Here is a 25,851-nt window from a genome sequence, read left to right as displayed (position 1 = left end):
GCCGCTGGCATCTGGCACAACTGGACCACCGACGCCGCAGTCAAACGCTCCCTGATCGCCTACGACCACTGAAGACATCGGACTCATTCATCTAGACGGTGCCCTACGTGGTGATGTTTGGTACAGCTGTCCAACATAGGTGGCTCCGCGCTTACCCCGGTGTGAGGTGGCTTGCCACGACGGCTCGCTCGGCTACCGGCAGGGCATCACCGCCGACGCCGCGCGGTGCACAGGTGGGAGCGCGCCTGCACCACGTGTCGGCGCTCTGCCTCCGTCAGCAGTAGGCCGTGCGAGTCGGCCCAGTCGAGTCCGTAGGAGTACTGCAACGAGCCCGCCCACGCCGACCCCGGGGAACTGGAGCGGCATGCATCGAAAGGCAACCGGCCGGCCTGCGCGAGGCCGCCGGTACCTTAAGGGCTCCGTGGTGCTCCGCGAAGCGATGGGCGACCACCTCTTGGGCTCGGTCCTCGCGGTACGCGGCGCGGAGGACAGTCTCTTCGCCGGGCGTACCCGAGCCGAAACCGTCCAAGCCACTCGCTGGTGTTACTGACCCAGGCGCGCTCCGGCCGCTCGCAGCATCCGGTACGGACGAGTCAGGAGAATCAACAGCGCAGCGAGCGCTGGGACACCGGATGCATTGCCGATGACGCGGCCCATGCGTTCGAAGCGCTACGAGACTTCCACGCCCGACGCGGCGTCGAGACCCTCCTGCCGTCCGTCGAAGTCGCCCTGACGGCAGGGAAGCTGTACGAGCACTGCATCGCCCAGCACGTCATGGGATCCGAAGTGCTGAGCTTCTGCCACGCGGCACCTCTGGCGGAACGCGAAGGCCTTCCTCTCGGCTCCGTGAACGAAACGCGCTACTGCTGCGTGCCGATCTCCAGTACGGGTTCCATGCCAGTCCACTTCGCGTGAGGTTCCCCAGGGCCAACGCCAGCCGGAAAAAGGCCGGCGGGAGGCATGTCGTTACCGCCCGACGTTTTAGCCCCGGTTCGTTGTTTCAGGGTCATTGCCGGGTCGGGCCAGGTGAATATGTTCTCGTCGGCGGGGCAGCGAGCCATACGTAAGGTCCTCCAACTGGGGCCCTGCCGTCGCGTGAGACGACCGTTTTGGCCGCCGTGCTCGGCCTTCCGCCCTTTGCGCTGATGGGCCGTCACGCATTGCGATGTGTATGGTTTTTGACACCCTTCAGCCACACTGAGGTGTTCGATGACATGGGATGTCCGGCAAGATGTCTCTAGCGTTCCGGCGGTGTGACCAGTGACCGCGTCAACCCCGGCTACATCCGCACATCCTTGATCGAAGGACAGATCGCGGCCCAAGCAGCCGTACACGGCATCCCTCCGGAGCTGGATACCCGCCGTAGGGGATGGCCGCGCCCTCGTGTACACCCATGGTGGGCTGCGTGGCCGGTGCGCGGGGTGAAGGCGTTGATGCTGAACCACGCCGTCGGCGGCTTCCACAGCAACAGCGCCGTCTCCTGCCACACCCCGGGCGCCGGCTCCCACTCCCCCGTCGCGTCGAACGCCTCCGTGCGCACCGACCGGTCACCGTCCACACGGGCCTTGGCGTACAGCGCCGGCCACAGCGCCTGAGCCCCGGGCGCACAGGCGGTCGCCAACGCCTCGCCGGTATCGGTGATCACGCGCAGCGCCTGCTCGCTCCACACCCGGCCGGAGCGGTGCACATCGCGCCGCACCACCGTCGCCCCCGCCTGGAAGGTCTCCCTCGGCCACCTCCAGAGGCCCGCCCGGCCGGAACGTCCGTCCACGCGGGCACCACCTCAGCGCACAAGGGCAGGGCGGGGCGGGCAAGCCGCCGTTCAGAGCGGCTTGCCCGGACGCCGGGCACGCCCTCCGCGCTGGAGGCGTGCCCGGCGTCGCGCGGTGTCAGCGGCCCGCATACGTACGGACGTTGGTGCCGCTGGTTCCTTTCCAGGCGCCCGTCGGGCGGGCGGTGATCAGCAGTTCCGTACCGGGTCGGTCTCGCTGTAGATCGCGGTGTCCTTCATGAAGCCCAGCTGGCCGTTGTCCGCGACGGTCATCAGCCAGCGGGTCGGGTGCGGGCCGCCGACCCAGGCCTGACCGTCGAGCTTGCAGAAGAACCAACTCGGGTTGGAGTACATGTGCCCGACAACCCTGGTGGGGTCCGGGTACAAGTGGTTGTTGCCGATGGTGCCGTACACCGGCGCGCCCGACACGTTGTTGCAGTACCACTTGATCCCGCCGTCGTTCGTCCAGCAGCCGGGTGCCGCATGGGCGGCCGGCGCCGCCACGACACCGATCCCCACGGTCAGCGCCGCCGCTGCCAGCACCGCTCCGAGCCTCCTGCGCATACGCATGTGTCTCCCCGTGTCGCTCGTCGGTCGGCACGCCCGTCGCGGTGTGCCGTCAGGTCAGTGGCCAAGACGCGACGGCCGCGTGAGCGGTTCCGTCCGGCGGTCGGCCGTCACAACCTTTCCCGGCGGAGGCGACACACACTTGCCGGCCCGTCCCCGGACCCTGGTACAGGCTGAGAACCGTTCTCCGAGCCTGCTGTACGCAGCAGGCTCGGCCACGGACTGTGAACCTCGGGCGGCAGGATGCTGCGAGCAGAGGCAGGTCGCCCGGGGCACAAAGGGGCGGTGCGGGAGTGGTTAGGGGCCCGAGGGCAGTGCCCGGCCCTGTGGCGGCCCGCCTCACGATGGACCTCGCCCAGGGCCCTCAGCGTGATCTCCGGCTCAGCAGCCGGTGCTGCGGGCGTCGGCCATGGTCACGGTATCTGGGGTTCCTGCCCGTCCGTCCGGGCCGGCGTACCGCTCAGCCGACGGGCGATGACATGCTCCTCGCTTCTGGGCACGAAGGTGCCTCCCTGACACGTCAAAGGGACCGGCGCCCGGCACGACGGCTGGAAGGCCGCGCAGGTGGGAAAGGGACAGTACGACCCGCGGGACGACCGCCCGCGGGACGACGAGGAAGGACACATCCATGGCACGAGCCCAACGACCGGCCGGCACCGCCTCCCATCCCTCGGGAACGGTCCCGGACGCCCCGCGGAACCAACTCCTGCGGCTGGGCGCGCCGCCCGTCACGGCGACCGCGCTGTCGGCGACCTGCGCGCTCTACATGGCCCTGGTCGCCTTCGGGAACATCACGGACTTCGGGACCAACCAGCAGTTCGTGCAGCACGTCCTGAGTATGGACACCACGTTCAAGGATCCTGACCTGATGTGGCGGGCGGTCCAGTCCCCGACCCTTCAGAACGCCGTCTACGTCGCCATTGTCGTCTGGGAGATACTGACCGCGTCGGTCCTCATCGTTGCCACGTGGTTCTGGATCACGGGGCTGCGCCGCGACGCGTACGACCGCGCCCGCGCGGCGAGCACCGTGGGCCTGGTGATGATGATGCTGCTCTTCGGGATGGGTTTCCTCGCGATCGGCGGCGAGTGGTTCGCCATGTGGCAGTCTTCCGACTGGAACGGCCTGGACCCTGCGGCCCGCAACGTGGCGCTGGCCGCCTTCACGCTCCTCTTCGTGCACCTTTCCGGTACGGGCCGGGCAGGTGCCGAACGGACCTGAGTCCGACCACGGAGCAGGCGAGGCGGGCGACCGGCCGACGCCCAGCACCGTATGGTTTTCGCCGACCGGCTCCCGGCCACGCTCGTGCACCTTCGCCACGGTGCTGCTCATGACGTGCTTGCCTTCTGGTTCGCTGTGGACCGCTCGACCGTCACCCGGGCGATCCGTGCGACGCGGCCCCTGCTCGCCGAGCGAAGATGCACCATCAGCCGCGACGTACGGCTACGAACCCTGGCAGAGGTCGTTGGCCACCTCGGCCGGACCGGGGCGCAACCTGTTGAGGGGAACGGACGAAGGCCGCGTCAGCAGCTTCCAGCCGGCGTTCGTCATGTCGCAGGCGAGTTTCTCGGAGTCGGCTGCGGGTCTGTCGCCGCACGCCGAAGTGTGATCCCCCGCGTCACTTCTTCACCGAGTCCCACGCGCCGACGTGGAAGCTGCGCAGAAGGGCGATCATCGCGGCTGCGAGCCGCCAGTCGACACCGGGTGCGTACACATGCAGTTTGTCGCCCTTGGACCTGAACTCCAGCGGAACCTGCCCGTTCGCACGCCATCGGATACGTCGGGGCGCGCGTGCCAGACCGCCCTCGTTGCCGGGGACGCTGTCGAAAACACTCATCACGAGGACAGCCGTCATGAAAGGCAGCAAGAGCCACCACATCCACCACCAGACGATGCGTCCCTTGAGGCCGACCGCTTCCCAGCCGCCGCTCTGGTGCACGGTCCAGCGGGTGCGCAGAGCCCTGCCGCGGAAAGCCTTCTCGCGCGTGAGGGTGCCGATGAACTCGCCGTGTGCGCCGAGCACCTGGAATTTCGCGACGCCGCCGTCGGCGGACAGAGTCGTCACGGTGGCCACCCGCTCCCGGCGTCGATCGTCGGCCCACAGGGCGAAGGACCGGACCCCGGCGCGCCGGGCGGCCAGGTACGCGGGTGTGCCTCCCGGCGGCAGGTCTCGCTCCACGTACACGGCGGACGGTGCCGGCCCCGAAGCGTTGGAGAAACTGACCATGTTCGCCACCTGTGCCTGCCCCTGGCCGTCGGCTCCTGCGGGCCCGGCGTACAGGGTCAGTACGTTGCTGCTCATCCGACGTGCTCCAAGTGGTGGTACGGGACCGGACGGGCCAGTCTGTGTGGTGGTACGGGACCGGACGGGCCAGTCTGTCCCACCGTCCGCCCCGACGGGAAGCCCCGCCCCCGGCAGTTGCGGGCAGTCCGTGTCGCGACCACCACCGACAGATGGTGTGTCCGGCGGCGGGGGGCGGAAGGAGGAGGACCGTCCGGCAGTGAGGCCGCTGGATTTATCGATGGAACCTGAGGAGCTGGTCGCCCCTCTCCGGCCGCCTCACACCTCGGCTGTCCGGGCCGACTCGGTCCTGCGCTGTTCATAGGCCTGCGCGAGGAGAAGGTAACTGCTGGCGGTCCAGGTGTAGGCGCGGTCGCGCAGTCCGCGTCCGGTGAGCGCGTCGAAGTTCTCCGCGAAGCCCGAGGTCTCGCACAGTGCACGGAAGCGGGCGCTGATGTCGTCGGCGAGGCGGTGGTGCCCGGCGCGACGCAGTCCGTCCTCGATGAGCACGGTGGAGGGGGCCCAGACCGGGCCGCGCCAGTAGCCGTCGGGGAGGTAGTGCGGGGAGGAGGGATGCTCGGTTGCCAGGCCGTGTTCGGTCAGGTGGGTCTCCAGTCTGTGTGCCAGTGCGGCGCTGATGTTCTCGGGCAGGTGCTCGCCCAGCACGATCGGCATCAGGTCGAGGAGGCTGGAGCTGCGCCACGTCGTGGCGCCGTCGGCCGAGCGGGCGACGAACCGGCCGTCGGCCCACAGCTCGTCGAACATCGCCGTCTGTGTCCGGTCGGCCTCGCGGGTCCATCGGCGGGCGTCATCGAGGCGGCCCGACTCCTGTGCCAGGTCGGCCATTGCGCGCAGCTGGAGGACGAGGAACGCGGCGAGGTCGGCGGTGACGACGACACGCTCGGGATCGAAGGTGGTGGCGTTGTCCCATCCGCTGTCGTTGCCGTGCTGGTAGTGGGGCAGAGCGGCGCCCGGAGTGCGGCGTGCGGTGAGCCAGAACTCCGTCCAGCGGGAGAGCGTGTCGTACGCCTCGGTGAGTTGCTGGGGCCCCGCGTCCCTGGTGAGGCGCCGGCGCAGTTGGCCGAAGGCCCATCCGTGGATGGGGGGCTTGACGAAGTTGTGCAGCACTTCGGAGTGGGTGACGGAGTCCGGCAGGGCGCCGCTTTCGTCCTGGTGGTCGAAGGGCAGTGCGAACTGGTCCCAGGCGAGTTCCGGTTCCCCCGCGGCGAGCGCGAGGGCGTTGAAGCAGTGGTCCCAGCTCCAGACCTTGTCCATCCAGTGCTTGGACATGAGGACCGCGGGCCTCGTCACGAAGCCCTTGGGCCGGACGGTGGCGGACCACAGCACGTAGGCGGCGAGTTCCGCGGCCGGGGTGTCGGGCGAGCGCCACGGTGCGACGGCGTCGCAGAAGGCCGTGAAGGCGGCGCGGGCGGCGTCCACGACCTGGTCGAAGGTCGCCGGGGAGGCGTAGGGGCGGCGTGCGGTCTCGTACTCCTCGACCGCGATCTCCCAGCGTCCGCCGTCGGCGGCGCCGATCGTCACACCGCGGTCGGCGCTGCCCAGGGTCTGCTGCCCTGCCGTCTCGGCCACGGCCCCCGTCAGGAGGGTGATCCGGTAGCGCCGGCCGGTCTCGTAGGAGGTGAAGACATACGTATCGGCATGCGGCTCCCGGTAGAAGTAGGTGCCGCTGAACGGGGTGAGGTCCCGCGTCGCAGCGAGTACACGCAGGTTCAGGCCGCTGCCCCGCAGCCGTACGGTGTCGGGCGACTCGTAGGCGAGGTCGACGCGTCCTTCGGGACCGGTCCAGCTGAGCCGGTCGGGGGCCGCCTCGACCCGGGTGGAGGCGCGCCCGCCCGTGTGGTTCAGGGGCACAAGGCGCAGGACGGCGTGCATACCGGTCTGATGGGAGACGAGGTGGAGGTCTTCGGCGTGCGTGTTCTCCGCCACCACGGGCGAGATGCCGAACCAGGAGCCGGAGGTACTGAACGGAATGTCGTGGACGGAGAAGGCCGGGCCGGGTCGGGCGGCGGTCATGGAGGGGTACTCGTTTCTCGAGCAGGAGGTACCGGCCGTCCGGCACGGGGGCGACGGTTCCCTCACGAAGCGGAGTTCGGGTGTTCCGGTCAGTCCTTGACCGCGCCGGCGGTGACGCCGGCGGCGACGTAGCGCTGGGCCAGGACGAGGATGACGGTGGCCGGTACCGAGGCGACGACGGCGGTGGCCATGATGGCGTTCCACTCCTGGTTGTTGTTGCCGATGTAGTGATAGATACCGAGGGTGATGGGCTCGTGGGCGCCGCCGCTGACCAGGGTGCCGGCGAAGAGAAAGTCCGACCAGGACCACAGGAACGTGAACAGCGACACCGTGACCACCGCGTTGCGGCTCATCGGCAGGACGACCGACCAGAAGGTGCGCAGGGCGCCGGCTCCGTCCATGGTGGCCGCCTGGATCAGTTCACGGGGGAGGCCGGACATGAAGGCGGTGAAGATGAGCACGGCGAACGGCACGGCCAGGGTGGAGTCCGCGATGATCAGGCCGGGTACGGACTGGAGCATGCCGAGGCTGAGGTAGATGGCGTAGAAGCCCATCGCCATGATGATGCCGGGGATCATCTGGGCGGCCAGCAGCACGAAGGACAGGATGCCGCCGCCGCGCGGGCGGAGCTTGGCCAGGGCGTAGCCGGCGGGCGCGGCGAGGGCCACGGTGAGCACCACGGTCGCCAGGCCGATGACGAGGCTGGTGGCGAGGTAGGGCAGTTGCTCGTCGAGGACTCTGCGGTAGCCGTCCAGCGTGCCCCGCACGGGGAACAGGTCCGGCGGGCTCTTGCGCATGGCCTGGTCGCGGGTGAAGGAGACGTTGAGCATCCAGTAGACGGGGAAGAGCATGGCCGCGGTGAGTGCGGTGCCCAGGGCCGTCTTCCACCAGTGGCTCGGGCCGCGGCGTGGTCGGGAGGTGAGCGTGGCGGTCATGGGGCCTGCTGCTTTCGCTGGACCTTCACGTAGATCAGGCCGAACACCAGGGCGGTGACGACGAGGAGGTTGCCGACGGCCGCGCCGGGTCCGAAGGCGGGCATGGCGTTGCCGAAGCCGAGCTGGTAGGACCAGGTGGCCAGGGTGGTGGAGGAGTCCGCCGGGCCGCCCCTGGTCATGATCCAGATGATGTCGAAGACCTTGAGCGTGTAGACCAGCCCGAGGAGCAGCGTGATGGCGGACACCGGGCGCAGCAGGGGGAAGGTGAGGTGCCAGAAGCGCTGCCAGGCGTTCGCCCCGTCGAGGGCCGCCGCCTCGTACAGCGATGTGGGAATCGACTGCAGGCCGCTGTGGAGGACGACCAGGTTGAACGGGACGCCGATCCAGATGTTGGCGGTGATCACCGAGACCAGTGACCAGGTCGGTGAGGTCAGCCAGCTCACCGGGCCGATGCCGACCGCGTGCAGGGCGGCGTTCACGATGCCGGAGTCGCTGTTGAGCATCCACGACCAGGTCGAGGCCGACACGATGAGCGGCAGCAGCCACGGCACCAGGAACAGGGCGCGCAGGGTCGTCGACAACCGGAAGTGCTGGTTGAAGAAGACCGCGAGGGCCAGTCCGATGGCGTACTGGAAGGCCAGGCACACGGCGGTGAACAGCGCGGTGTGCAGGAGGGCGGGCGCGAAGGTCGGGTCCTGGAAGACGGTCAGGTAGTTGGCCGGGCCCGTGAACGGCGCGTCTCCCTGGACGAAGGAGCGGACCGTGTAGTGGCGCAGGCTCAGGTCGATGTTGCGGTAGAGCGGATAGGCGTAGAACAGAATGAGGTAGAGCGTCACCGGGGCGAGGAAGCCCCAGGCGGCCCACTGCTGGGAGGACGGGCGGCGTCGTTGCCGCGTGGGGGGTGGGGCGGTGTGGGGTGTCCCGTTCCGGACGCGCGCGGGCTGGCGGTCCGGGAGCTGTGTCGTGTGAGTCATCTGCGCACCGGGTTTCTGGACTGCTCGACGTACCGGGGTTCGGTGCTACTTGACCGCGGACTGGGCCTTGGCCAGCGCGTCCTTCGGTGTCAGCGCTCCGCTGAGAGCGGCCTGGACCGCCTTCCACAACTGTTCCGAGATCGTCGGGTACTTGGTGCCCAGGTCGTCGCTGGTGCGCCCCTTGGCGGCCTTGACGGATTCGATCCAGGGTTCCAGGGCCGGGTTCTTGTCCGCCTGCTTGGCCTGCACCGCGCCGGTCGGCGCCACGTACGACAGTGCGGTGGCGGTGGTGTGGAGGTTGTCGGTGCTGGTCAGGCAGGACACCAGCTTCTTGGCGACGGCGTAGCGGCCGGTGTCGCCCTGGACCGGCACGGTGACGAACTCTCCGCCGGTCGGTGCGGCGGCGTTGCCTCCCCTCGCGGCGGGGAGGGGGAGGACGCCGTAGTCGAAGCCGGCCTTCTCGGCGTTGGCGAGCTGCCAGGTGCCGTTCTCGGCGAAGGCGTAGTCGCCGCTCGCGAACTCCTGCCAGCTGGTGGTCTGGGTGTTGTTGATGACCGAGTTGGGCGCGTATCCCTTCTGCAACCAGCCCTGCCACAGGGACAGCGCGGCTGTCGCCTCGGCGGAGTCGAGGGTGGTCAGTTTCGCGCCCGCACCCCAGAACCACGGCAGGAACTGGAAGCTGCCCTCTTCCGTGCCGATGGCGGAGAAGGTGATGCCCTTGTGGCCGGCCTTCTTGACCTTCTCCAGGGCGGCCGTCAGCGACTGCCAGTCCTTGACGGAGGAGATGTCCACGCCGGTCTTCTTCAGCACGTCCTTGTTGTAGTACAGCGCCAGGGTGTTGGCGCCGATCGGGGTGCCGTACGTCTTGCTACCCGACTGGCCGGCGGCCAGCAGGTTGGCGTCCACCGCGGAGGTGTCGAGTTCGTTCTCCCCGGTCGTGGTGAGCACGCCTGCCTCGGCGAGGGTGGGGACCACGGGGTTGTCGACGACGAGGACGTCCGCGGAGTTGTCCTGCTGCGCCGCCAGCAGTGCCTTGTTGGCGAGGTCGCTCGTGTCGAAGGACGTCCGCTTGATCTTCACACCGGCCTCGGTGCCGCATTGGTCCAGCAGCTTCGCCCACGCCGACGTCTTGTCGAACTGCGGGTACGGGTCCCAGACGGTGTACGTCCCGTCGTCGGCGGCCGCGCTGCCGGAGCCGGTGGAGCAGGCGGTGCCGGTCACGGTGACCAGGGTCGACAGAGCCACCGCCGCGGTGAGGCGGCGGGCGGAGAATCTGCGCATGACGGTTCCTCAGTTCTTTGCACTGGTGAGTTCTTGGCACGGGTGTGCTCGGCGGTGGCTCGGACGCGCGAGAGCATGCGGAGCAGCCCCGGGGCGGCGGGACGAAGCACCGTGGGGCGGCGTTGGGCGGGGTTGCGGGGTGGGCGCTGTCAGGACTGCGGGAAGGGTGCTGAGGCCGGTACTTCGGCCTTCCCGGGCAGCCCTGCGGGTCCGGTGCTGGCCCGCAGGGAGATCGGCGGCACGAGAAGGTGGTGGCGGGGCGTCGCGTCCGGACGGTCGAGGCGTTCCATGAGGAGTTCGACGGCACGCCGGCCCATCTCTTCCGCCGGCACGTCCGCCGCGGTGAGCTGGGGGGTCACGGTCTCGGCCCAGCGGCCGGCCACCACTCCGGTGACGGAGAAGTCGCGCGGCACGTGACGGTCCGCCTGGGCGAGACCCCGGTAGATGCCGCCGAGAGCCGCCTCGTTCAGCGTGACCAGGGCGGTGGTCGCCGGTTCGTCGTGCAGGATCTGCTCCAGGCACGCCTGGCCGGACGCGGCGTCGTCGCCGCAGCAGTACGTCCGCACGGTCAGTCCGCGCTCGGCGGCGGCCTTGGTGAACCCTTCCAGCCCGCGGCGGGCGGACTCGTAGCCGGTCCGCAACAGGGTCTCGGGACGGTTGACGAAGGCGATCGTACGGTGGCCGAGGTCCGCGAGATGGCGCACGCATGCCGCGGCCAGCGCGGTGTGGTCCAGCCCGACCCACCAGCCGTTCTCCGGATGGGCGGTACGGCCGATGGCGACACAGGGGAACCCCAGCGCGGCGAGGTGATCGACGCGGTCGTCCTCCAGCCTGATCTCCATCAGGATGGCGCCGTCCACCCGCCGCTCCCCCAGCAGGCGTTGGAACGAGCGGTCGCTGTCCACACCGCTGGGTGACAGCAGGACGTCGTAGTCGTGCGTCGCGGCGGCCTCCACGACACTGCCGATGAAGTCCAGCTGCATCCCGGTGTAGTGGTCGCCCGCCGGCGGGAAGACGAGGCCGATCGTGCTGGTACGTCCGTTGGCGAGAGCACGGGCGCTGGCATTGGGCCGGTATCCCAGCTCGTCGATGACCCGCTGGATCTTCTGGCGGGTGTTGTCGGACACGGTGCGCTTGCCACTGAGCGCATAGGAGACGGTGCTCCGGGAGACACCGGCCCGCTTGGCGATTTCACCGATGTTCACGGCGACTCCTTAGGTGAACCGGTCCGCTGCTCAACGTGCGGCAGCGCCACCCGTCCGCGAGAGCTGGACAGAGGAAGAGAGAACGGCCGGATCGTCGAACCGGTTCGCTTGAAAGGAAGTTAGGGAGCACTTTGCCGACTGTCAACACTTCGCGCAGGATGCCCTCGGCAGGCCCGTGAACCGCCGTCGACCGACGGCCGACCTCCTGCCGCACATGTATTGCCCGGCCGGATTGGCCGGTGCTAGCTTCTCTCGAACCGGTTCGATCCGAGTCCGCATTGCAGCCGATGACCAGGGCGGCGGGTACCCGAAGATCCCTTGAGTGCCTCCCGTCGTGAACTCCCCGTAGGGCACGAACGGATCGAACCGGTTCGCCCCTCCCCTCGATGCACGGACCTCTGGAGGCCCCCAGTGCGAAGAACGAAAGTGATGGCGGCGGGTGCCGCGGCGACGGCGGTACTCACTGCCCTGCTCGCCGGTCCCACATCAGGAACGGCACGGGCGGCACAGCCGGAACGACTCGACATCGACCTCGCCGCCGACACAGGCGCCTTCCACGGCGGCGCCTCCGGGTCCCTGTACGGCATTTACGGCGACGGCGTGCCGAGCCGCAACCTCATCGAGGGCATGCACCTGCGGACGGTGTCCACGAAGGCGCAGGACGGACCGCAGCATCCGGGAGCGGACGCGCTGGAGATACTGCCGCCGTTCGTGGACTCGCGCGGCAAGGACGTCTACATCTACATGACCGACATCTACCGCGGCTTCCCCTACCAGTGGCCGGGCGCCGACGGCCCCGCCCGGCTCGCGGACTTCAAGGAGAAAATCACCAAACAGGTCCGACAGGTCAAGATCATGGGCGACTACCGGAAACACGTCGTGTACGTGCCGTTCAACGAGCCCGAGGGGAACATGTTCGGCTCGGGGCGCTGGAGCTACGACAACGTCTCCTGGCTGGACCGGCCCGAGCAGTTCTTCGCGGCGTGGAAGGAGGTCCATCACCTGATCAAGAGCCTCGACCCCGACGCGCGCATCGCGGGCCCCAACACCTCACAGCTCTTCGACCAGGTCAAGGGCTTCCTCGCCTACGCCAAGTCCCACGACGTGGTGCCGGACGTCATGACCTGGCACGAGCTGTCCTCGCCCGCCGCCGTCCGCACGAGCGTGGCCAGGTACCGGAGTTGGGAGAGGGAGACCGGGGTCGGCCCGCTGCCCATCAACGTCAACGAGTACGGCCACAACTACCACCTCTCGGTTCCCGGCCAGGTCGTCCAGTGGGTCTCCGCCATCGAGGAGTCGAAGATCGACGCCGACCTGGCGTACTGGAACATGGACGGCAACCTCAACGACTCCGCCGTGGAGGCCAACAAGGGCAACGGCCAGTGGTGGCTGTTCAACGCGTACGGCCAGATGTCCGGCCGCACGGTGAGAGTGACGGCCCCGCATCCGAACGCGCAGTACACGCTCCAGGGCGTGGCGACCCTCGACGCGGGCAAGCGGCAGTCGCGGGCGATCTTCGGCGGCAAGAGCGGGGACGCGGACGTCGTCTTCCGCAACGTCGACCCCAAGCTGTTCGGAACGACCGTGCACGCCACCGTGCAGGAGATCCCCTGGACCGGCCAGGTCGGCGACTCGGCGCAGCCGTTGCGGCTGGCGGAACGGAAGGCGGAGGTCGGCGCGGACGGCTCGGTGACCCTGCCGATGCGGGACATGAACGAGATGTCGGCGTACCAGGTCATCCTCTCTCCCGGCGCCCACGCCGGCGCGCCGGCCACCCCCTCGGTGAGCTGGCGCAAGACGTACGAGGCGGAGAACGCCACGTACACCGGCACCGGCTACTCCAGGAACGGCCCGGAGGGGACCCCCTCCGACGTCGGCAAGTTCGCCACCTCCGGGACCTACAACGTGGGCGGTCTGCGCACCGGCTCCAACGGGGTCCTCGCCTTCGACGTCGACGTCCCGCAGGACGGCACCTACGACCTGAGCGTCTTCGCCAACTCGTACAACCAGTACGGTCTGGTGAAGGAGCAGGGGCCGACCAACGTCTTCCTGCGCGTCGACGGCAAGGACCCCCAGGAGCTGCGGCTGCCGCTGGGTTACAAGTGGGTGGTGTGGGGGCACACCGACACCACGGTACGGCTGACCGCCGGCCGGCACCGCATCACGCTCGCCGCCCAGGACCCCGAGCTCGGCTCCACCAAGGGCGACGCCATCATCGACAAGCTGGATCTCAGCCTGCGCGACGCGGCCGCGCGACCTGCCGTGTACGAGGCCGAGTACACGACGGTCAGCGGGACCCGGCCCGTCCACACCCACGCAGGCGTCTCCGGGCCGGGCGCGGTGCCGCTGGGCAACGGCGCCTCCACGACGTTCTGGGTCCACTCCCCCGCCGACGGCGAGGCCACCGTCTCCTTCGATCACCTGGGCGGCGGCCTGGCGAGCCTGGCCGTCAACGGCGAGACGGCGAACATGCCCGCCGTGGGAGGCACGGGGAAGGGCACGAACACGGTCAAGCTGTTCCTGACCGGAGGCATCAACAAGATCACCGTGACCGGTACCTCGGGCGCGCCGGTCCTCGACCGCCTGCGGGTCACGAAATCGCAGGGCACGCTGAAGCCCACCGTCCACCAGGCCGAGACCGGTTCCGTGACCGGAGCGGCCAAGGTGACCACCACTCACACCTTCGCCACCGCCGGCAAAGCCGTCAGCGACGTCGGCAACGGAAAAGCCAACGCCCTCACGCTCGACGTGACGGCCGCCAGGGCCGGCCGGCACGCCCTGACCATCCGCTACTCCAACGCCGAACAGGCACCCGCCACTCACTACAATCCCGACCCCGTCGCCCGCCACGTGGACCTGTCCGTCAACGGTGCCGCGAACCGCCGGGTCCTGTTCCCGACCACCTTCCACTTCAACAACTTCTGGGAACTGACCGTCCCGGTCACGCTCAGGCAGGGCACGAACCGGCTGTCGTTCACCGCCGACGAACTGCCCGACTTCAACGGGGACACCTACAACCAGTACGACCAGCGGTCCCCGTACGCACCGGTGATCGACCAGGTCGCCCTCACGCCACTGTCCGCCCCGTAGTTCCCTCACAGAGCCGCTGAGACGGGGCTGCCGACGTCCCGCGGCTGCCCCGTCTCAGCAACGTCCGCGATGGCACGCGGCGGGGCCGGAACAAGAGTCCTACCATCAAAGCCGCGGGCCAGGCCGAGCAAAGACAGCCGGGAAGCGCGTCTCGGTTTTCCCGGATCGGCCCGCAACTGCCCCGAGCCGGCGGGGCAGAGCCGGCCCGATCCCACCGCGGACACGACGACGGGCCCGCGCAGGCGACTGAAGCGCGGACCCACCCGCCGCCCTGCCGTCATGTCCGAGCCATGCCTTCTGCCCCCGCATCCAGACAATGCGGGGGCACCGGCGACGGACGCACTCACTTCGTGGTGAGCATCCCGGCACGGAGCTGTCCGAGGATGCGGGTGAGCAGGCGGGACACCTGCATCTGCGAGATGCCGAGTTCCTGGCCGATCCGGCCCTGCGTGTACTCCTGCCCGAACCGCATCGACAGGATGCGGCGGTCCCGGTCGGAGAGCTCCGCCAGGAGCGGGGCGAGGGTGTGAAGGTCCTCGAAAAGCTCCATGTCCGGATCGACGTCGCCCATGAGGTCGCCGTAGGACGCCGTCTTGCCCGTCTGTCCCTCCCCCGTGTCCGCGGGGAGGTCCAGGGAACCGGCGGTGTATCCGTTGGAGGCCACCAGCCCGTCGACGATCTCCTTCTCCGGAAGGTCCAGGAGCTGCGCGAGTTCGGCGACGGTCGGGTAGCGGTCCAGGACGGTCGCGAGCTGCTCCTTGGCCTTGGCGAGCTCGGTGCGCAGTTCCTGGAGGCGGCGCGGGACGTGGACGGCCCAGGTGGTGTCGCGGAAGAACCGCTTGATCTCGCCGGTGATGTAGGGGATAGCGAAGGAGGTGAACTCGACCTCGCGGGACAGGTCGAAGCGGTCGATGGCCTTGATCAGGCCGATGGTACCGACCTGGATGATGTCCTCCATGTCCCCCGAGCCGCGGTTGCGGAAGCGGCGGGCGGCGAATTTCACCAGCGAGAGGTTCATCTCGATGAGGGTGTTGCGGGCGTAGGCGTACTCGTGCGTGCCCTCTTCCAGGACGTCCAGCCGGTCCAGGAACAGACGTGACAGCTCACGGGCGTTCCTGGGCGCCACCGCCGCCGGGTCCTGGATCTGCGGCAATACCGTCTGCCGGGCGCCCTGTTCCGTCGCCGTGTCCTGTCCTGCTGTCGTCATCATGGTCCCCACCTCGGTGTACCCGTCTGCCCCCGTGCGGCCTGGCCTGAACCCACACCTGCCCTCGAACAGAGGTCGCATGCACCAGGGCCTACGGGGAATCCGAGGAGCGCACAAACGGTGCCCCCTCCGAGGCGGGACGCGCGAGCACCGCGTGGCTCACACCTCACAGTCCTCACCGCCAGACCCGAGGCCGGGAACTCGGCTGTGCAACCGGAGCGGAGAGAACACCCCCCGGGGCCGGCCCCCTCCCCCGTGACCGCCGTGCTGATCTGTCGGGCCGTCGGGGGCAGGCGTCGCCCCGTCGCATCGACCGCAGTCCGTCAGGACGCCACCGCCCTGCTCGACTCCGGCGCCAGCGACGCCCCGTCGGGAATGTGAGGGCGGCCGGTGTCCGTTCAGGGCTGCCGGACCTCCCCGGGGAGGCCGCCCTGGAGCCAAGTGGCCTGCTGCGAACCGAGGTTCGTCGGCCGGACGGCCGGGTCAGGGGCCTTCCGCAGGAGCCGACGGGTTCTTGTAGGAGCCTACGAAGAGCCGTCTCACCCCGTGGATCTCTTCATGCCTTCTGCTCCTGGTTGGTCCTGCACGGCGGGCTGTCTACTGCCTCAGGCAAGGTGCAACGAAGTAGAGGGGAACATCTTGACTGAGAGCGCCGGTCGCCTCGTAGACATCGCCTGGCCCGATCTGGGCATCACTGTCACCGCTGAACTCGACGGTCGCAACCCGGAGTTGGCCGACATCCTGTGGGACTCGTTGCCCTATCGGAGTCTGCAGGGGCACGCCCTGGTAGCGGGCGAGCACCTGTATCACCACGTACCGATCCCCAAGTTGCTGCACACGCACGCGTCCGAGAAGGTCGCCGACCGGCGCGACGCACCCAACGGCACGGTCTTCTGTTCCGCGCTGCAGCACCTGGGCATCAAGTACGGCACGCTGACCGAGCCAATGCCGGCCGCACCCGTGGGGCAGATCCGGGCCGAGGACCTGCCGGCGCTGCTCGAGGCAGGGCAGGCCGTGTGGGACGCGGTCTATTCGACGAAGAAGGAAGTCCTGGTCGAGGTCCGCCGGGCGGGCACGCAGGGCGGGCACAGCATTCCGCGGCTGACCGCCGCCCACTCCGAAGCGGACCTGCTGATCCAGGACATCTATAACGAGACCGAACGGAACTGGCTGACCGCACCCCCCGAACTCGCCGACATGCACCAGGGGTGGATCCCCTCCCGGGCCGGCACCCACGACACGGTGCTGCCGACGCTGCTGTTCGTCAACGGCGAGACGCGCCCGCTCGGTTATGCCAGTTATGGCGGTCTGATCCGGGCCGCGGTCGCGGACATGCCGATGGCGTCCCTGCACCAGATGACGCGCATTCTGGTGGGCGTACCGGCCGAATTCCTGGGCTACTGCGGACTGGAGAAGCTCTGGGACTTCACTCAGCGTTTCCTGGACTGCCTCGACGACCTCGACCGTGACGACTTCCTGGCCGTGACAAGTCAAGTGGCTCTCTACATCAATCTGTTGGGAGCCTGGAACCTGCACCTGTTCCCGTGGGACGCCAAGGACGGGCTGCGTCAGGAGCGCACCGCGGCGCCGAGCGCGCAGGCATGAGTGCTCTGCCCGAACGCGCGGAAGCCGTGGTCATCGGCGGTGGAGTGATCGGCACCTCCGCTGCCTACTACCTCGCTGAAGCCAACGTGGATACCGTGCTGTTGGAACGTGGGGGGCTCGGCGGTGGGGCATCCGCGCATACGGCAGGCATGGTCCGCACCTTCTTCCCCGGTGACCCCGGCACCGGGCAGAGGGCCGTGCACAGCCTGAACGCCTATCACCAGTTCGCCCGCGACACCGGGGTCTCCCTCGGTCTGCGGCGGCTCGGATTCATGGTGCTGTTCACCGAGGAACAGCAGATCGCCGAATTCGAGGCCGGCCGGCAGGCGCAGGAGGCCGTCGGCGTCGAGGCCGGTCTGATCGGCGTCCGAGAAGCTGTCGAGCTCAACCCACTGATCGACGAGCGTGCAGTCCTGGCCGCGGCCTGGTCTTCAGAGGCGTACCACGTGGACGGCCTCGACATCGTACGCGGCTACGCCGCCGCCGCCCGCAATCACGGCGCCCGCCTGCTCACACATACGCCGGTCATGCGCATCGATCACGACAACACCGTCCACACCCCGCGGGGCAGCATCAAGGCGGACCGCATCGTGTGCACGGCCGGGCCCTGGTCCGGCGAGGTGGCAGCCATGGCGTCGGTCGATCTGCCGCTGACCACCCATGCGATGGAAATGCTGTTCACCGACGTCCCGCCCGCCCCGCACCGCGAGCTGCCGATGACGATGCATGCCACGTCCGGCCTGCGGATCCGGTCGTGGAAGGACCGCATCCTCCTCGCCATGGGCGCACCTGCGGCCGGCGAAACACGTGAAGCCTGGCTCGGCCGCATCGGCGCCCATCTCGGCACCCTGTTCCCCGTCTTGGACGGCATCGGTCTTCACCGCGCATGGAGCGGTGACTTCGACGCCAGCCCGAGCAACACGGCCTTCATCGGAGAAGTTCCCGCCCGTCGCTTTCTGTACGCGGCCGGATTCACCGGCGCGGGTCTGTGCCAGGCACCTGCGGCAGGGCAACAGCTCCGCGACCTGCTGATCAGCAAGTAGGCCCGTAACAGGGCCAAGTGGGCCCGTAACAGGGCGAGTAGCTCCGTGACAGGAAAAAATCCCGTGATTGTTCTCGGATGTAATGGATTCAGTCGGGTGTCGGAGTTCTTCTCCGAACGCCTCGGCGCGACCGGCATCAACAAGCATTACCTCTTGGGCCACGACGCCGCCGCCGCACTCCTGGTGGACGGCCGCCTGGTCGCCGCTGTGGAGGAAGAGCGCCTCAACCGCGAGAAGAAGACCACCGACTTCCCCACGCACGCCATCGACTGGTGCCTGAAGGAGGGCGGGATCACGTTCGACGACGTCGACGTGTTCGCCTTCCCCTGGAACTGGACTCCGCAGGTTCTGGACGAGATCCGGGACGGCATCCGTACCTCGCCGCTGCCCCAGGACGCGAAGACCCGGCTCATGGCCGACATGGGCGATCTGTTCGAGCAGGTCGTCAGCCATGAGGCGATGCTTGCGGACTTCGAGGCCCGTACCGGACACCGCCCCCACCCGGCCAAGGTCCGTTTCGTGCCGCACCACCTGGCGCACGCCACGACCGGCTACTACCTCGCCGGCCTGAAGGACTGCGCGTTCCTCGTCAGCGACGGCCGCGCCGAACGCTTCTCCTCGCTGACGGGCGAGATCCGCGACGGCAGGATCACCGTTTTCGAGGACAGTGTCATCGGTGCCCAGCACTCGATGGGCACCCTGTTCTCCTCCCTCACCCGCTTCCTCGGCTTCGTCCCCAACAACGACGAGTACAAGGTGATGGGCCTGGCCGGATACGCGGTCCCGCCGACTCCGAACCCGTTCCTCGACAACCTTCTGACACTGCACGACGACGGCCGCTACTCCTTCAGCAAGCCCCTGCAGACCGACGATCTGCGCAGTCACGACGCCTTGTTCGAGGAGTATTTCGGGCCCTTCGAGGACACCCTCGCATACACGTCACGTGTCGCCGCCGCTGCCCAGCAGATGTTGAACGTCGCCACCGCCCACCAGATCGGCCACCTGGAAAGGAAGACGGATCTCGACCGGCTGTTGTTCGAAGGCGGCGTCGCCCTGAACTGTCTCAACAACACCCCTCTGTTCGAGGGTTCCCGCTTCGAGGACATGCAGGTCAGCTTTGGCGCCTCGGACACCGGCATCACCATCGGAGCCGCGGCCCACGCCTGGCTGGGCGACCCCGGCACCGGGTCCACGGACATCGTGGCCGCCGCCGCTGCACCCGTCACCCCCTACCTGGGGCCGGACTACGACGAGGCCGAGATCGAGGAGGCCCTTGCGGGCTTCGCCGGCCGTGTCGTGTTCTCGCGCCTGGATGATGACCAGGTTGTCGAGCAGGCGGCGGAGCTACTGACGCAGAAGGTCGTCATCGGCTATTTCGAGGGCCGCGTCGAGCACGGGCCGCGCGCGCTGGGGCATCGCAGCATCATCGCCAACCCCGGCTTCGATGACATGAAGGACATCATCAACACCCGGGTCAAGCACCGCGAACCCTTCCGTCCGTTCGCTCCCCTCGTCCTTGAGGAGCAGGCCCCGAAGATCTTCGAGATGGGGCGCAAGACCAGCTCCCCGTACATGACGTTCGTCTTCCCCGTCCGCGACGAGTACAAGGACCGCATCCCCGGTGCCGTGCACGTGGACGGCACCTCGCGCATCCAGACCCTGACGCACGAGGGAACCCCACGGCTCACGGCGCTGCTGCGCAGGTTCACCGAGCTCACCGGCACGCCCTGCCTGATCAACACCTCGTTCAACGTCGCCGGCGAACCCATCGTCTGCACGCCCACCGACGCCCTGAACTGCTTCATGGGCACCGAGATCGACTACCTGGTGCTGGGAAACCACCTCGTCACCAGGAGCGACGACTACTAGGAGAGCAACCCATGCCCATCCAGCGCAAGCACACCATGTACCACTCCACCGTTCTCGACGCCGACCCGGACACCGTGTGGGCGACCATCCGCGACGCCATGAAGATCCTGGAGATCGTGTCCCCCGGCGACATGGACGTCCACCGCGACGTCAGCTGGGTCGAGGGCGGCTCGGTCGAATCGGTCCCGGGGCGCTACGACTTCAGGCTGACGCTCAGCGGCAAGGTCGTCCAGCAGGAGATCGCCGCCCGCGACGAGATCAACAGAACCCAGTCCTACCGGGCCGTCGCACCCACCAGTGGGGTCGCCGGCTACGAGGCCACCATCCGCGTATTCCCCATCACCAACGACCCGGCCCGCAGCTTCTTCGACTGGTCGCGGATCCTGGAGATCGCCGAGGACGCCGACCTGAAGGTGGTCGAGGGCATCATCGGCATCATGGAAAAGCAGACCGACGCCGTACGGGACCACTTCGCGCAGACCTCGAAGTGAGTGGCTTTGCGACGTGAGTGACGTGACGACGCTCGTACTGCTGCGGCACGGCGAGACCCTGCTCACCCCGCAGCGACGCCTCTCCGGCAGCAGAGGGTCCAACCCGGGACTCTCGCCGGTCGGACACCGCCAGGCCGAGGCCGCAGCAGACGCCCTGACCCGCCGTGGCGGCATCGAGGCGGTCGTCTCTTCACCGATGCGGCGCTGCCAGGAGACCGCTCATGCGGTGGCCGCGCACCTCGGCCTGATCGTCCAGGCCGAGAACGACCTGCGGGAAGCGGATTTCGGCGCCTGGGAGGGCCTGACGTTTCCTGAAGTCCGCGAGCGTTACCCGGACGACCTGAGCGCATGGCTTGCCTCGCCCGAGAGTGCCCCCTCAGGTGCGAGCGAGACCATGCAACAGGTCGTTCACCGGGTCGCCGCCGTCCGGGACGGCCTGCTGGCCCGGTACGGCGGTGCCACGGTGGTGGTCGTCTCGCACGTCGTACCGGTCAGAACGCTGATCCGCCTCGCCCTTCAGGCTCCGCCGCGCACCTTGTTCCGCATGGAAGTCTCGGCGGCCTCCCTGTCGACGGTGACGTACGACCCGGACGGCACCGCAACGGTGCAGGCTCTCAACGACGTTCACCATATGAACTGAGCCGCGTGTCGAGGGTCCGTCGCACGTCCGAGGTGGGCGACGGCTTCTTACCGCACGGGGATGCCGCGACGTCCTCCTCACCGGCCCGACGCACCCCCGCACCGCCGCCCCCTCCCGTCACGATCCGGTCTCGGATACGGGAGGGGGGCTTGTTTTGCGCCATGGAATCGATTCCAATCGTCCGTGTAATCGATTCCAACGCGTCGAGTCACTGGTCCACGTACCGGTCGGCGCAACGGTTTCGGGGTGTACGGAAACCACAAGGAGGTGGTCCGGACATGGCGGGCATCAAGGATGTCGCGGCTCGGGCGGGTGTGTCCGCCGCCACGGTGTCGCGCGTGCTGAACAGCCATCCGTCCGTCAGCGCGGAGGCGCGTACCCGGGTACTCGCCGCCGTCGAGACCCTCGGCTACCGGCCGAACGCGGTGGCCCGCTCGCTGCGCACCGCGCAGACCCGCACGCTCGGCCTGGTCATCAGTGATGTGCTCAACCCGTACTTCACCGAGCTGGCCCGGTTCGTCGAGGAGGAGGCCCGCGCGCTCGGCTACAGCGTCATCATCGGCAACGCCGACGAGCGGCCCGAGCTCCAGGACCACCACATCCGCACCCTGATCGACCGCAGGATCGACGGGCTCCTCGTCTCGCCCGCCGACGGCGGCTCCCCGCTGATGCGGGACGTCGCCCTGAGCGGCACCCCGATGGTCTTCGTCGACCGCTGGATCCCCGGCGTCGACGTCCCTGTCGTCCGGGCGGACGGTACGGGCGCGGTCAGGGACCTCGTCGCGCATCTGCACGGCCTCGGCCACCGCAGGCTCGCCATCATCGCCGGGCCCGCCGCGACCACCACCGGCAACGAGCGCGTCGAGGCGTTCCGGGACGCCCTGCGCAAGCTCGGTCTCGCCCTGCCCGACACCTACATCGGGCAGGGCGACTTCCAGGCCGCCAGCGGACGCCGGGCCACCGAGCGCTTCCTGGCCCTGGCCGAGCCGCCCGAAGTCGTCTTCGCCGCCGACAACCTGATGGCACTCGGCGCGCTGGACGCGATCCGCGCGCGCGGACTGCGGGTCCCCGACGACATCGCGCTCGCCGCCTTCGACGACATCCCGTGGTTCGTCCACACCGACCCGCCGATCACCGCCATCGCGCAGCCGACCGCCGACCTGGCACGGGCCGCCGTGCGCGCGCTCGCCGACCGGATCGAAGGACGGACTCCGCAGTCCGTCACCCTGCCCGCCCGCCTCGTCGCACGCCGCTCGTGCGGCGAGGCCGCACCGAACCAGAGGAGCGACCGGTGACCGCACCGGAAAAGCAACGGGGGACCGCACCGGACGAGCTGCTGCGCATCGAGGGGCTGCGCAAGACCTTTCCCGGCGTAGTGGCGCTCGACAACGTCGACTTCGACCTCCGCAGAGGCGAAGTGCACGTCCTGCTCGGCGAGAACGGCGCGGGAAAGAGCACCCTCATCAAGATGCTCTCCGGCGCCTACCGCCCCGATCGCGGCCGCATCCTGGCCGAGGGCCGTGAGGTGCGCATCGAAGGTGCGCAGGACGCCGAGCGGCTCGGGATCGCCACCATCTACCAGGAGTTCAACCTCGTACCCGATCTCACCGTCGCCGAGAACATCTTCCTTGGCCGTCAGCCGCGGCGCTACGGACTCGTCGACCACCGCCGGATGCGCCAGGACGCGGAGAAGCTGCTGCGCCGGGTCGGCGTCCACGTGCGGGCCGACGCCAAGGTCCGTGAACTGGGCATCGCCCGGCTCCAGATGGTGGAGATCGCCAAAGCGCTCAGCCTGGATGCCCGCGTCCTGATCATGGACGAGCCGACCGCCGTGCTCACCTCCGAGGAGGTCGACAAACTCTTCGCGATTGTCCGACAACTGCGCGAGGACGGCGTCGGAATCGTCTTCATCACCCATCACCTGGAGGAAATCGCCGCACTCGGCGACCGTGTCACCGTCCTCCGTGACGGCCGCAGCATCGACCAGGTCCCGGCGTCGACCCCCGAGGACGAACTCGTCCAGCTCATGGTGGGCCGCAGCATCGAGCAGCAGTACCCGCGCGAACGCCCGGACACCGGCGACGCGTTGCTGTCGGTGCGCGGACTCACCCGCGACGGCGTCTTCCACGACGTCAGCTTCGACGTGCACGCGGGCGAGGTCGTCGGCCTCGCCGGACTCGTCGGCGCCGGACGCACGGAGGTGGCGCGCGCCGTCTTCGGGGCCGACCCGTACGACGCGGGCACCGTCGACGTACGCGGCGAGCGCCTGGTCCGGCACGACGTGCCCGCCGCGATGGACGCCGGGATCGGGCTCGTACCGGAGGACCGCAAGGGCCAGGGCCTGGTCCTGGACGCCTCCGTTCAGGAGAACCTGGGCCTGGTCACCCTGCGTTCCGCGACCCGCTCCGGGTTCGTGGACCTCAAGGGACAGCGCACGGCCGCCGCCCGCATCGCCGAGCAGCTCGGCGTCCGGATGTCCGGCCTCGGCCAGCATGTGCGCACCCTTTCCGGCGGCAACCAGCAGAAGGTCGTCATCGGCAAGTGGCTGCTGGCCGACACCCGGGTGCTCATCCTCGACGAACCCACCCGCGGCATCGACGTCGGCGCCAAGGTCGAGATCTACCAGCTCATCAACGAGCTGACCGCCTCCGGGCACGCCGTTCTAATGATCTCCAGCGATCTGCCGGAGGTACTCGGCATGAGCGACCGGGTGCTCGTCATGGCCCAGGGCCGGATCGCCGGGGAACTCCCCGCGGGCGAAGCCACCCAGGACGCGGTGATGGCGCTCGCGGTCGGCACCCCGACCACCACCGAGGGCTCCGCCCCCACCGAACACCCCGCAGCGAAGAAGGAAGAGGAGGGCCCCCGTGGCCACTGAGACAGCCAAGAGTGACACGGGAAGAGGCGGAGTCTCCGTGATACGCCGCGTCCTGCTGGACAACGGCGCGCTCAGCGCCCTGGTCGTGCTGGTGGTGGCGATGTCGCTGCTCTCCGGCGACTTCCTGACCACGCAGAATTTGCTGAACGTCGGCGTACAGGCGGCCGTCACCGCCATCCTCGCGTTCGGCGTCACGTTCGTCATCGTCTCGGCGGGCATCGACCTGTCCGTCGGATCGGTGGCGGCCCTGTCCGCGACCGTCCTCGCCTGGTCGGCGACGTCGGCGGGCGTGCCGGTCGTGCTGGCCGTCGTGCTCGCGATCGTCACGGGCATCGCCTGCGGTTTTGTCAACGGCGCCCTCGTCTCGTACGGCAAACTCCCGCCGTTCATCGCGACGTTGGCGATGCTCTCGGTCGCCCGCGGTCTCTCCCTCGTCATTTCGCAGGGCAGTCCGATCGCCTTCCCCGAATCCGTCTCGGGGCTCGGCGACACGCTCGGCGGGTGGCTGCCCGTCCCGGTCCTCGTAATGATCGCGATGGGGCTGATCACCGCGCTGATCCTCGGCCGCACCTTCATCGGCCGCTCGATGTACGCGATCGGCGGCAACGAGGAGGCGGCCCGGCTCTCCGGGCTCCGCGTCAAGCGCCAGAAGATCGTCATCTACGCGCTGTCCGGCCTCTTCGCCGCCGTCGCCGGCATCGTCCTGGCCTCGCGCCTCGTCTCCGCCCAGCCGCAGGCCGCCCAGGGCTACGAACTCGACGCCATCGCCGCCGTCGTCATCGGCGGGGCGAGCCTGGCCGGCGGAGTCGGCAAAGCGTCCGGCACTCTGATCGGTGCGCTCATCCTCGCCGTCCTCCGCAACGGCCTCAACCTCCTCTCCGTGTCGGCGTTCTGGCAGCAGGTCGTCATCGGCGTCGTCATCGCGCTCGCCGTCCTGCTCGACACGCTGCGCCGCAAGGCCGGTTCGGGAGCCTCCTCCGCCGCGGGCACGGCCCCCGGAGCACCGGGGGCCGGCCGAAAGGGAGCGCTCAAGCTGGCCGGTGCGGCACTCTGCGTCGCCCTCGTCGGCGGCGCGGTCTCCTTCTTCAACTCCGGTTCGTCCGGCGGCACGACGAAGGTCGGCATGTCCCTGTCCACGCTCAACAACCCCTTCTTCGTACAGATGAAGGAAGGCGCGCAGGCGGAGGCGGAGAAGGCGGGCGTCGACCTCACCGTCACCGACGCCCAGAACGACGCTTCCCAACAGGCCAACCAGCTTCAGAACTTCGCCAGTTCCGGCTTCTCCTCGATCATCGTCAACCCGGTGGACTCGGACGCCGTCGGACCGGGTGTCCGCACCGCCAACAAGGCGGACATCCCCGTGATCGCCGCCGACCGCGGCGTCAACAAGGCGGACACCGCGACGCTCGTCGCCTCGGACAACGTGGCGGGCGGCAAGCTCGCCGCCGACGCGCTGGCCGACAAGCTCGGCGGCAAGGGCAGTATCGTCATCCTCCAGGGCACGGCGGGCACCTCCGCCAGCCGTGAACGCGGAGCAGGCTTCGCCGAGGGACTCAGGGCGTACCCGGGCATCAAGGTGGTCGCCAGGCAGCCCGCGGACTTCGACCGCACCAAGGGCCTGGACGTCATGACCAACCTCATCCAGTCGCACCCCGGCGTCACCGGCGTCTTCGCCGAGAACGACGAGATGGCGCTCGGCGCGGCCAAGGCACTCGGCAGCAAGGCCGGGAAGTCCGTCTCGGTCGTCGGATTCGACGGAACCCCGGACGGCATCAAGGCGGTCGAGGCCGGCTCGCTCTACGCTTCGGTGGCCCAGCAGCCCGCCGAACTGGGGAAGATCGCGGTGCGCAACGCCGTGAAGGCCGCGAAGGACGAAAAGGTCGAGAGCACGGTGAAGGTGCCGGTCAAGGTCGTCACCCGGGAGAACGTCGCCGACTTCTCCTGAACCCGGCCGGTGAACCGGCCTGTTGATCCCGGACCGA

At 68.8% G+C, this 25,851-nt stretch carries 19 protein-coding genes and 2 pseudogenes; 13 read left to right on the top strand and 8 right to left on the bottom strand.

Annotated elements, in window-relative coordinates; translation table 11 throughout:
* The first annotated feature begins 540 nt into the window (after positions 1-540).
* The gene (locus HNQ79_RS26675; protein WP_185035398.1) at positions 541-915 is read left to right on the top strand and encodes a hypothetical protein; all 375 of its coding nucleotides are present in this window, start codon (positions 541-543) and stop codon (positions 913-915) included.
* 335 nt (positions 916-1,250) lie between these two features.
* A pseudogene (locus HNQ79_RS34020) lies at positions 1,251-1,349 on the top strand (3-hydroxybutyrate dehydrogenase); the annotation flags it as partial.
* Between the two features lie 611 nt (positions 1,350-1,960).
* On the opposite strand, the gene HNQ79_RS26665 reads toward HNQ79_RS34020, so the two are convergent.
* The gene (locus HNQ79_RS26665; protein WP_185035394.1) at positions 1,961-2,335 is read right to left on the bottom strand and encodes a hypothetical protein; all 375 of its coding nucleotides are present in this window, start codon (positions 2,333-2,335) and stop codon (positions 1,961-1,963) included.
* Between the two features lie 631 nt (positions 2,336-2,966).
* Between HNQ79_RS26665 and HNQ79_RS26660 the strand changes: the two genes are divergently transcribed.
* Together HNQ79_RS26660 and HNQ79_RS34015 are read left to right on the top strand one after the other, a co-directional pair.
* Positions 2,967-3,557, top strand: coding sequence for a DUF2165 domain-containing protein (locus HNQ79_RS26660; protein WP_185035392.1), 591 nt, complete (start codon positions 2,967-2,969; stop codon positions 3,555-3,557).
* Positions 3,558-3,608: 51 nt separating this feature from the next.
* Positions 3,609-3,695: pseudogene (locus HNQ79_RS34015) on the top strand (hypothetical protein); the annotation flags it as partial.
* A 259-nt stretch (positions 3,696-3,954) separates the two neighbouring features.
* Here HNQ79_RS34015 and HNQ79_RS26650 read toward each other — a convergent pair.
* From HNQ79_RS26650 to HNQ79_RS26625, 6 genes are all read right to left on the bottom strand, one after another.
* Positions 3,955-4,638 (bottom strand): hypothetical protein, encoded by a 684-nt coding sequence (locus tag HNQ79_RS26650; protein WP_185035390.1) that lies wholly within the window; start codon positions 4,636-4,638, stop codon positions 3,955-3,957.
* Positions 4,639-4,896: 258 nt separating this feature from the next.
* Entirely contained in the window at positions 4,897-6,651 is a 1,755-nt protein-coding gene (locus HNQ79_RS26645; RefSeq protein ID WP_185035388.1) for an amylo-alpha-1,6-glucosidase, read from the bottom strand.
* Between the two features lie 89 nt (positions 6,652-6,740).
* On the bottom strand, positions 6,741-7,586 hold the full coding sequence (locus tag HNQ79_RS26640; protein WP_185035386.1) for a carbohydrate ABC transporter permease: 846 nt from the start codon (positions 7,584-7,586) through the stop codon (positions 6,741-6,743).
* On the bottom strand, positions 7,583-8,560 hold the full coding sequence (locus HNQ79_RS26635) for a carbohydrate ABC transporter permease (RefSeq protein ID WP_185035384.1): 978 nt from the start codon (positions 8,558-8,560) through the stop codon (positions 7,583-7,585). Before HNQ79_RS26635 ends, HNQ79_RS26640 begins: the two co-directional genes overlap by 4 nt.
* A gap of 45 nt (positions 8,561-8,605) precedes the next feature.
* Positions 8,606-9,841: a sugar ABC transporter substrate-binding protein gene (locus HNQ79_RS26630; RefSeq protein WP_185035382.1), complete on the bottom strand. Its 1,236-nt coding sequence runs from the start codon at positions 9,839-9,841 to the stop codon at positions 8,606-8,608.
* Between the two features lie 149 nt (positions 9,842-9,990).
* Positions 9,991-11,046 (bottom strand): LacI family DNA-binding transcriptional regulator, encoded by a 1,056-nt coding sequence (locus tag HNQ79_RS26625; protein ID WP_185035380.1) that lies wholly within the window; start codon positions 11,044-11,046, stop codon positions 9,991-9,993.
* Positions 11,047-11,475: 429 nt separating this feature from the next.
* Here HNQ79_RS26625 and HNQ79_RS26620 point away from each other — a divergent pair, with 429 nt between their 5' ends.
* Entirely contained in the window at positions 11,476-14,136 is a 2,661-nt protein-coding gene (locus tag HNQ79_RS26620) for a carbohydrate-binding protein (protein ID WP_185035422.1), read from the top strand.
* Between the two features lie 343 nt (positions 14,137-14,479).
* On the opposite strand, the gene HNQ79_RS26615 is transcribed toward HNQ79_RS26620, so the two are convergent.
* Positions 14,480-15,346: a SigB/SigF/SigG family RNA polymerase sigma factor gene (locus HNQ79_RS26615; protein WP_185035378.1), complete on the bottom strand. Its 867-nt coding sequence runs from the start codon at positions 15,344-15,346 to the stop codon at positions 14,480-14,482.
* Between the two features lie 636 nt (positions 15,347-15,982).
* Here HNQ79_RS26615 and HNQ79_RS26610 point away from each other — a divergent pair.
* From HNQ79_RS26610 to HNQ79_RS26575, 8 genes are all read left to right on the top strand, one after another.
* The gene (locus tag HNQ79_RS26610; RefSeq protein ID WP_185035376.1) at positions 15,983-16,948 is read left to right on the top strand and encodes a cucumopine synthase-related protein; all 966 of its coding nucleotides are present in this window, start codon (positions 15,983-15,985) and stop codon (positions 16,946-16,948) included.
* On the top strand, positions 16,945-17,991 hold the full coding sequence (locus tag HNQ79_RS26605; protein ID WP_185035374.1) for an NAD(P)/FAD-dependent oxidoreductase: 1,047 nt from the start codon (positions 16,945-16,947) through the stop codon (positions 17,989-17,991). The genes HNQ79_RS26610 and HNQ79_RS26605 overlap by 4 nt, the downstream gene beginning before the upstream one ends.
* A gap of 96 nt (positions 17,992-18,087) precedes the next feature.
* On the top strand, positions 18,088-19,860 hold the full coding sequence (locus tag HNQ79_RS26600) for a carbamoyltransferase family protein (RefSeq protein ID WP_308437362.1): 1,773 nt from the start codon (positions 18,088-18,090) through the stop codon (positions 19,858-19,860).
* Between the two features lie 11 nt (positions 19,861-19,871).
* Positions 19,872-20,351: an SRPBCC family protein gene (locus HNQ79_RS26595; protein ID WP_185035370.1), complete on the top strand. Its 480-nt coding sequence runs from the start codon at positions 19,872-19,874 to the stop codon at positions 20,349-20,351.
* A gap of 13 nt (positions 20,352-20,364) precedes the next feature.
* Entirely contained in the window at positions 20,365-20,991 is a 627-nt protein-coding gene (locus HNQ79_RS26590) for a histidine phosphatase family protein (protein ID WP_185035368.1), read from the top strand.
* Between the two features lie 278 nt (positions 20,992-21,269).
* Complete coding sequence (locus HNQ79_RS26585; RefSeq protein ID WP_185035366.1) at positions 21,270-22,286, top strand: LacI family DNA-binding transcriptional regulator; 1,017 nt, start codon at positions 21,270-21,272, stop codon at positions 22,284-22,286.
* Positions 22,283-23,869 (top strand): sugar ABC transporter ATP-binding protein, encoded by a 1,587-nt coding sequence (locus tag HNQ79_RS26580; protein ID WP_185035364.1) that lies wholly within the window; start codon positions 22,283-22,285, stop codon positions 23,867-23,869. Before HNQ79_RS26585 ends, HNQ79_RS26580 begins: the two co-directional genes overlap by 4 nt.
* Positions 23,859-25,814 carry an ABC transporter permease/substrate-binding protein gene (locus HNQ79_RS26575; RefSeq protein ID WP_185035362.1) on the top strand — a complete coding sequence of 652 codons (1,956 nt, stop codon included), beginning with the start codon at positions 23,859-23,861 and terminating at the stop codon, positions 25,812-25,814. Before HNQ79_RS26580 ends, HNQ79_RS26575 begins: the two co-directional genes overlap by 11 nt.
* The last annotated feature ends 37 nt before the right edge of the window (positions 25,815-25,851 follow it).

The organism is Streptomyces candidus (genome assembly GCF_014207445.1).
Classification (GTDB): Bacteria; Actinomycetota; Actinomycetes; order Streptomycetales; family Streptomycetaceae; genus Streptomyces; species Streptomyces candidus.
The sequence above is the reverse complement of the archived record's forward strand: the minus strand, read 5'-3'. Positions and strand labels throughout refer to the sequence as shown.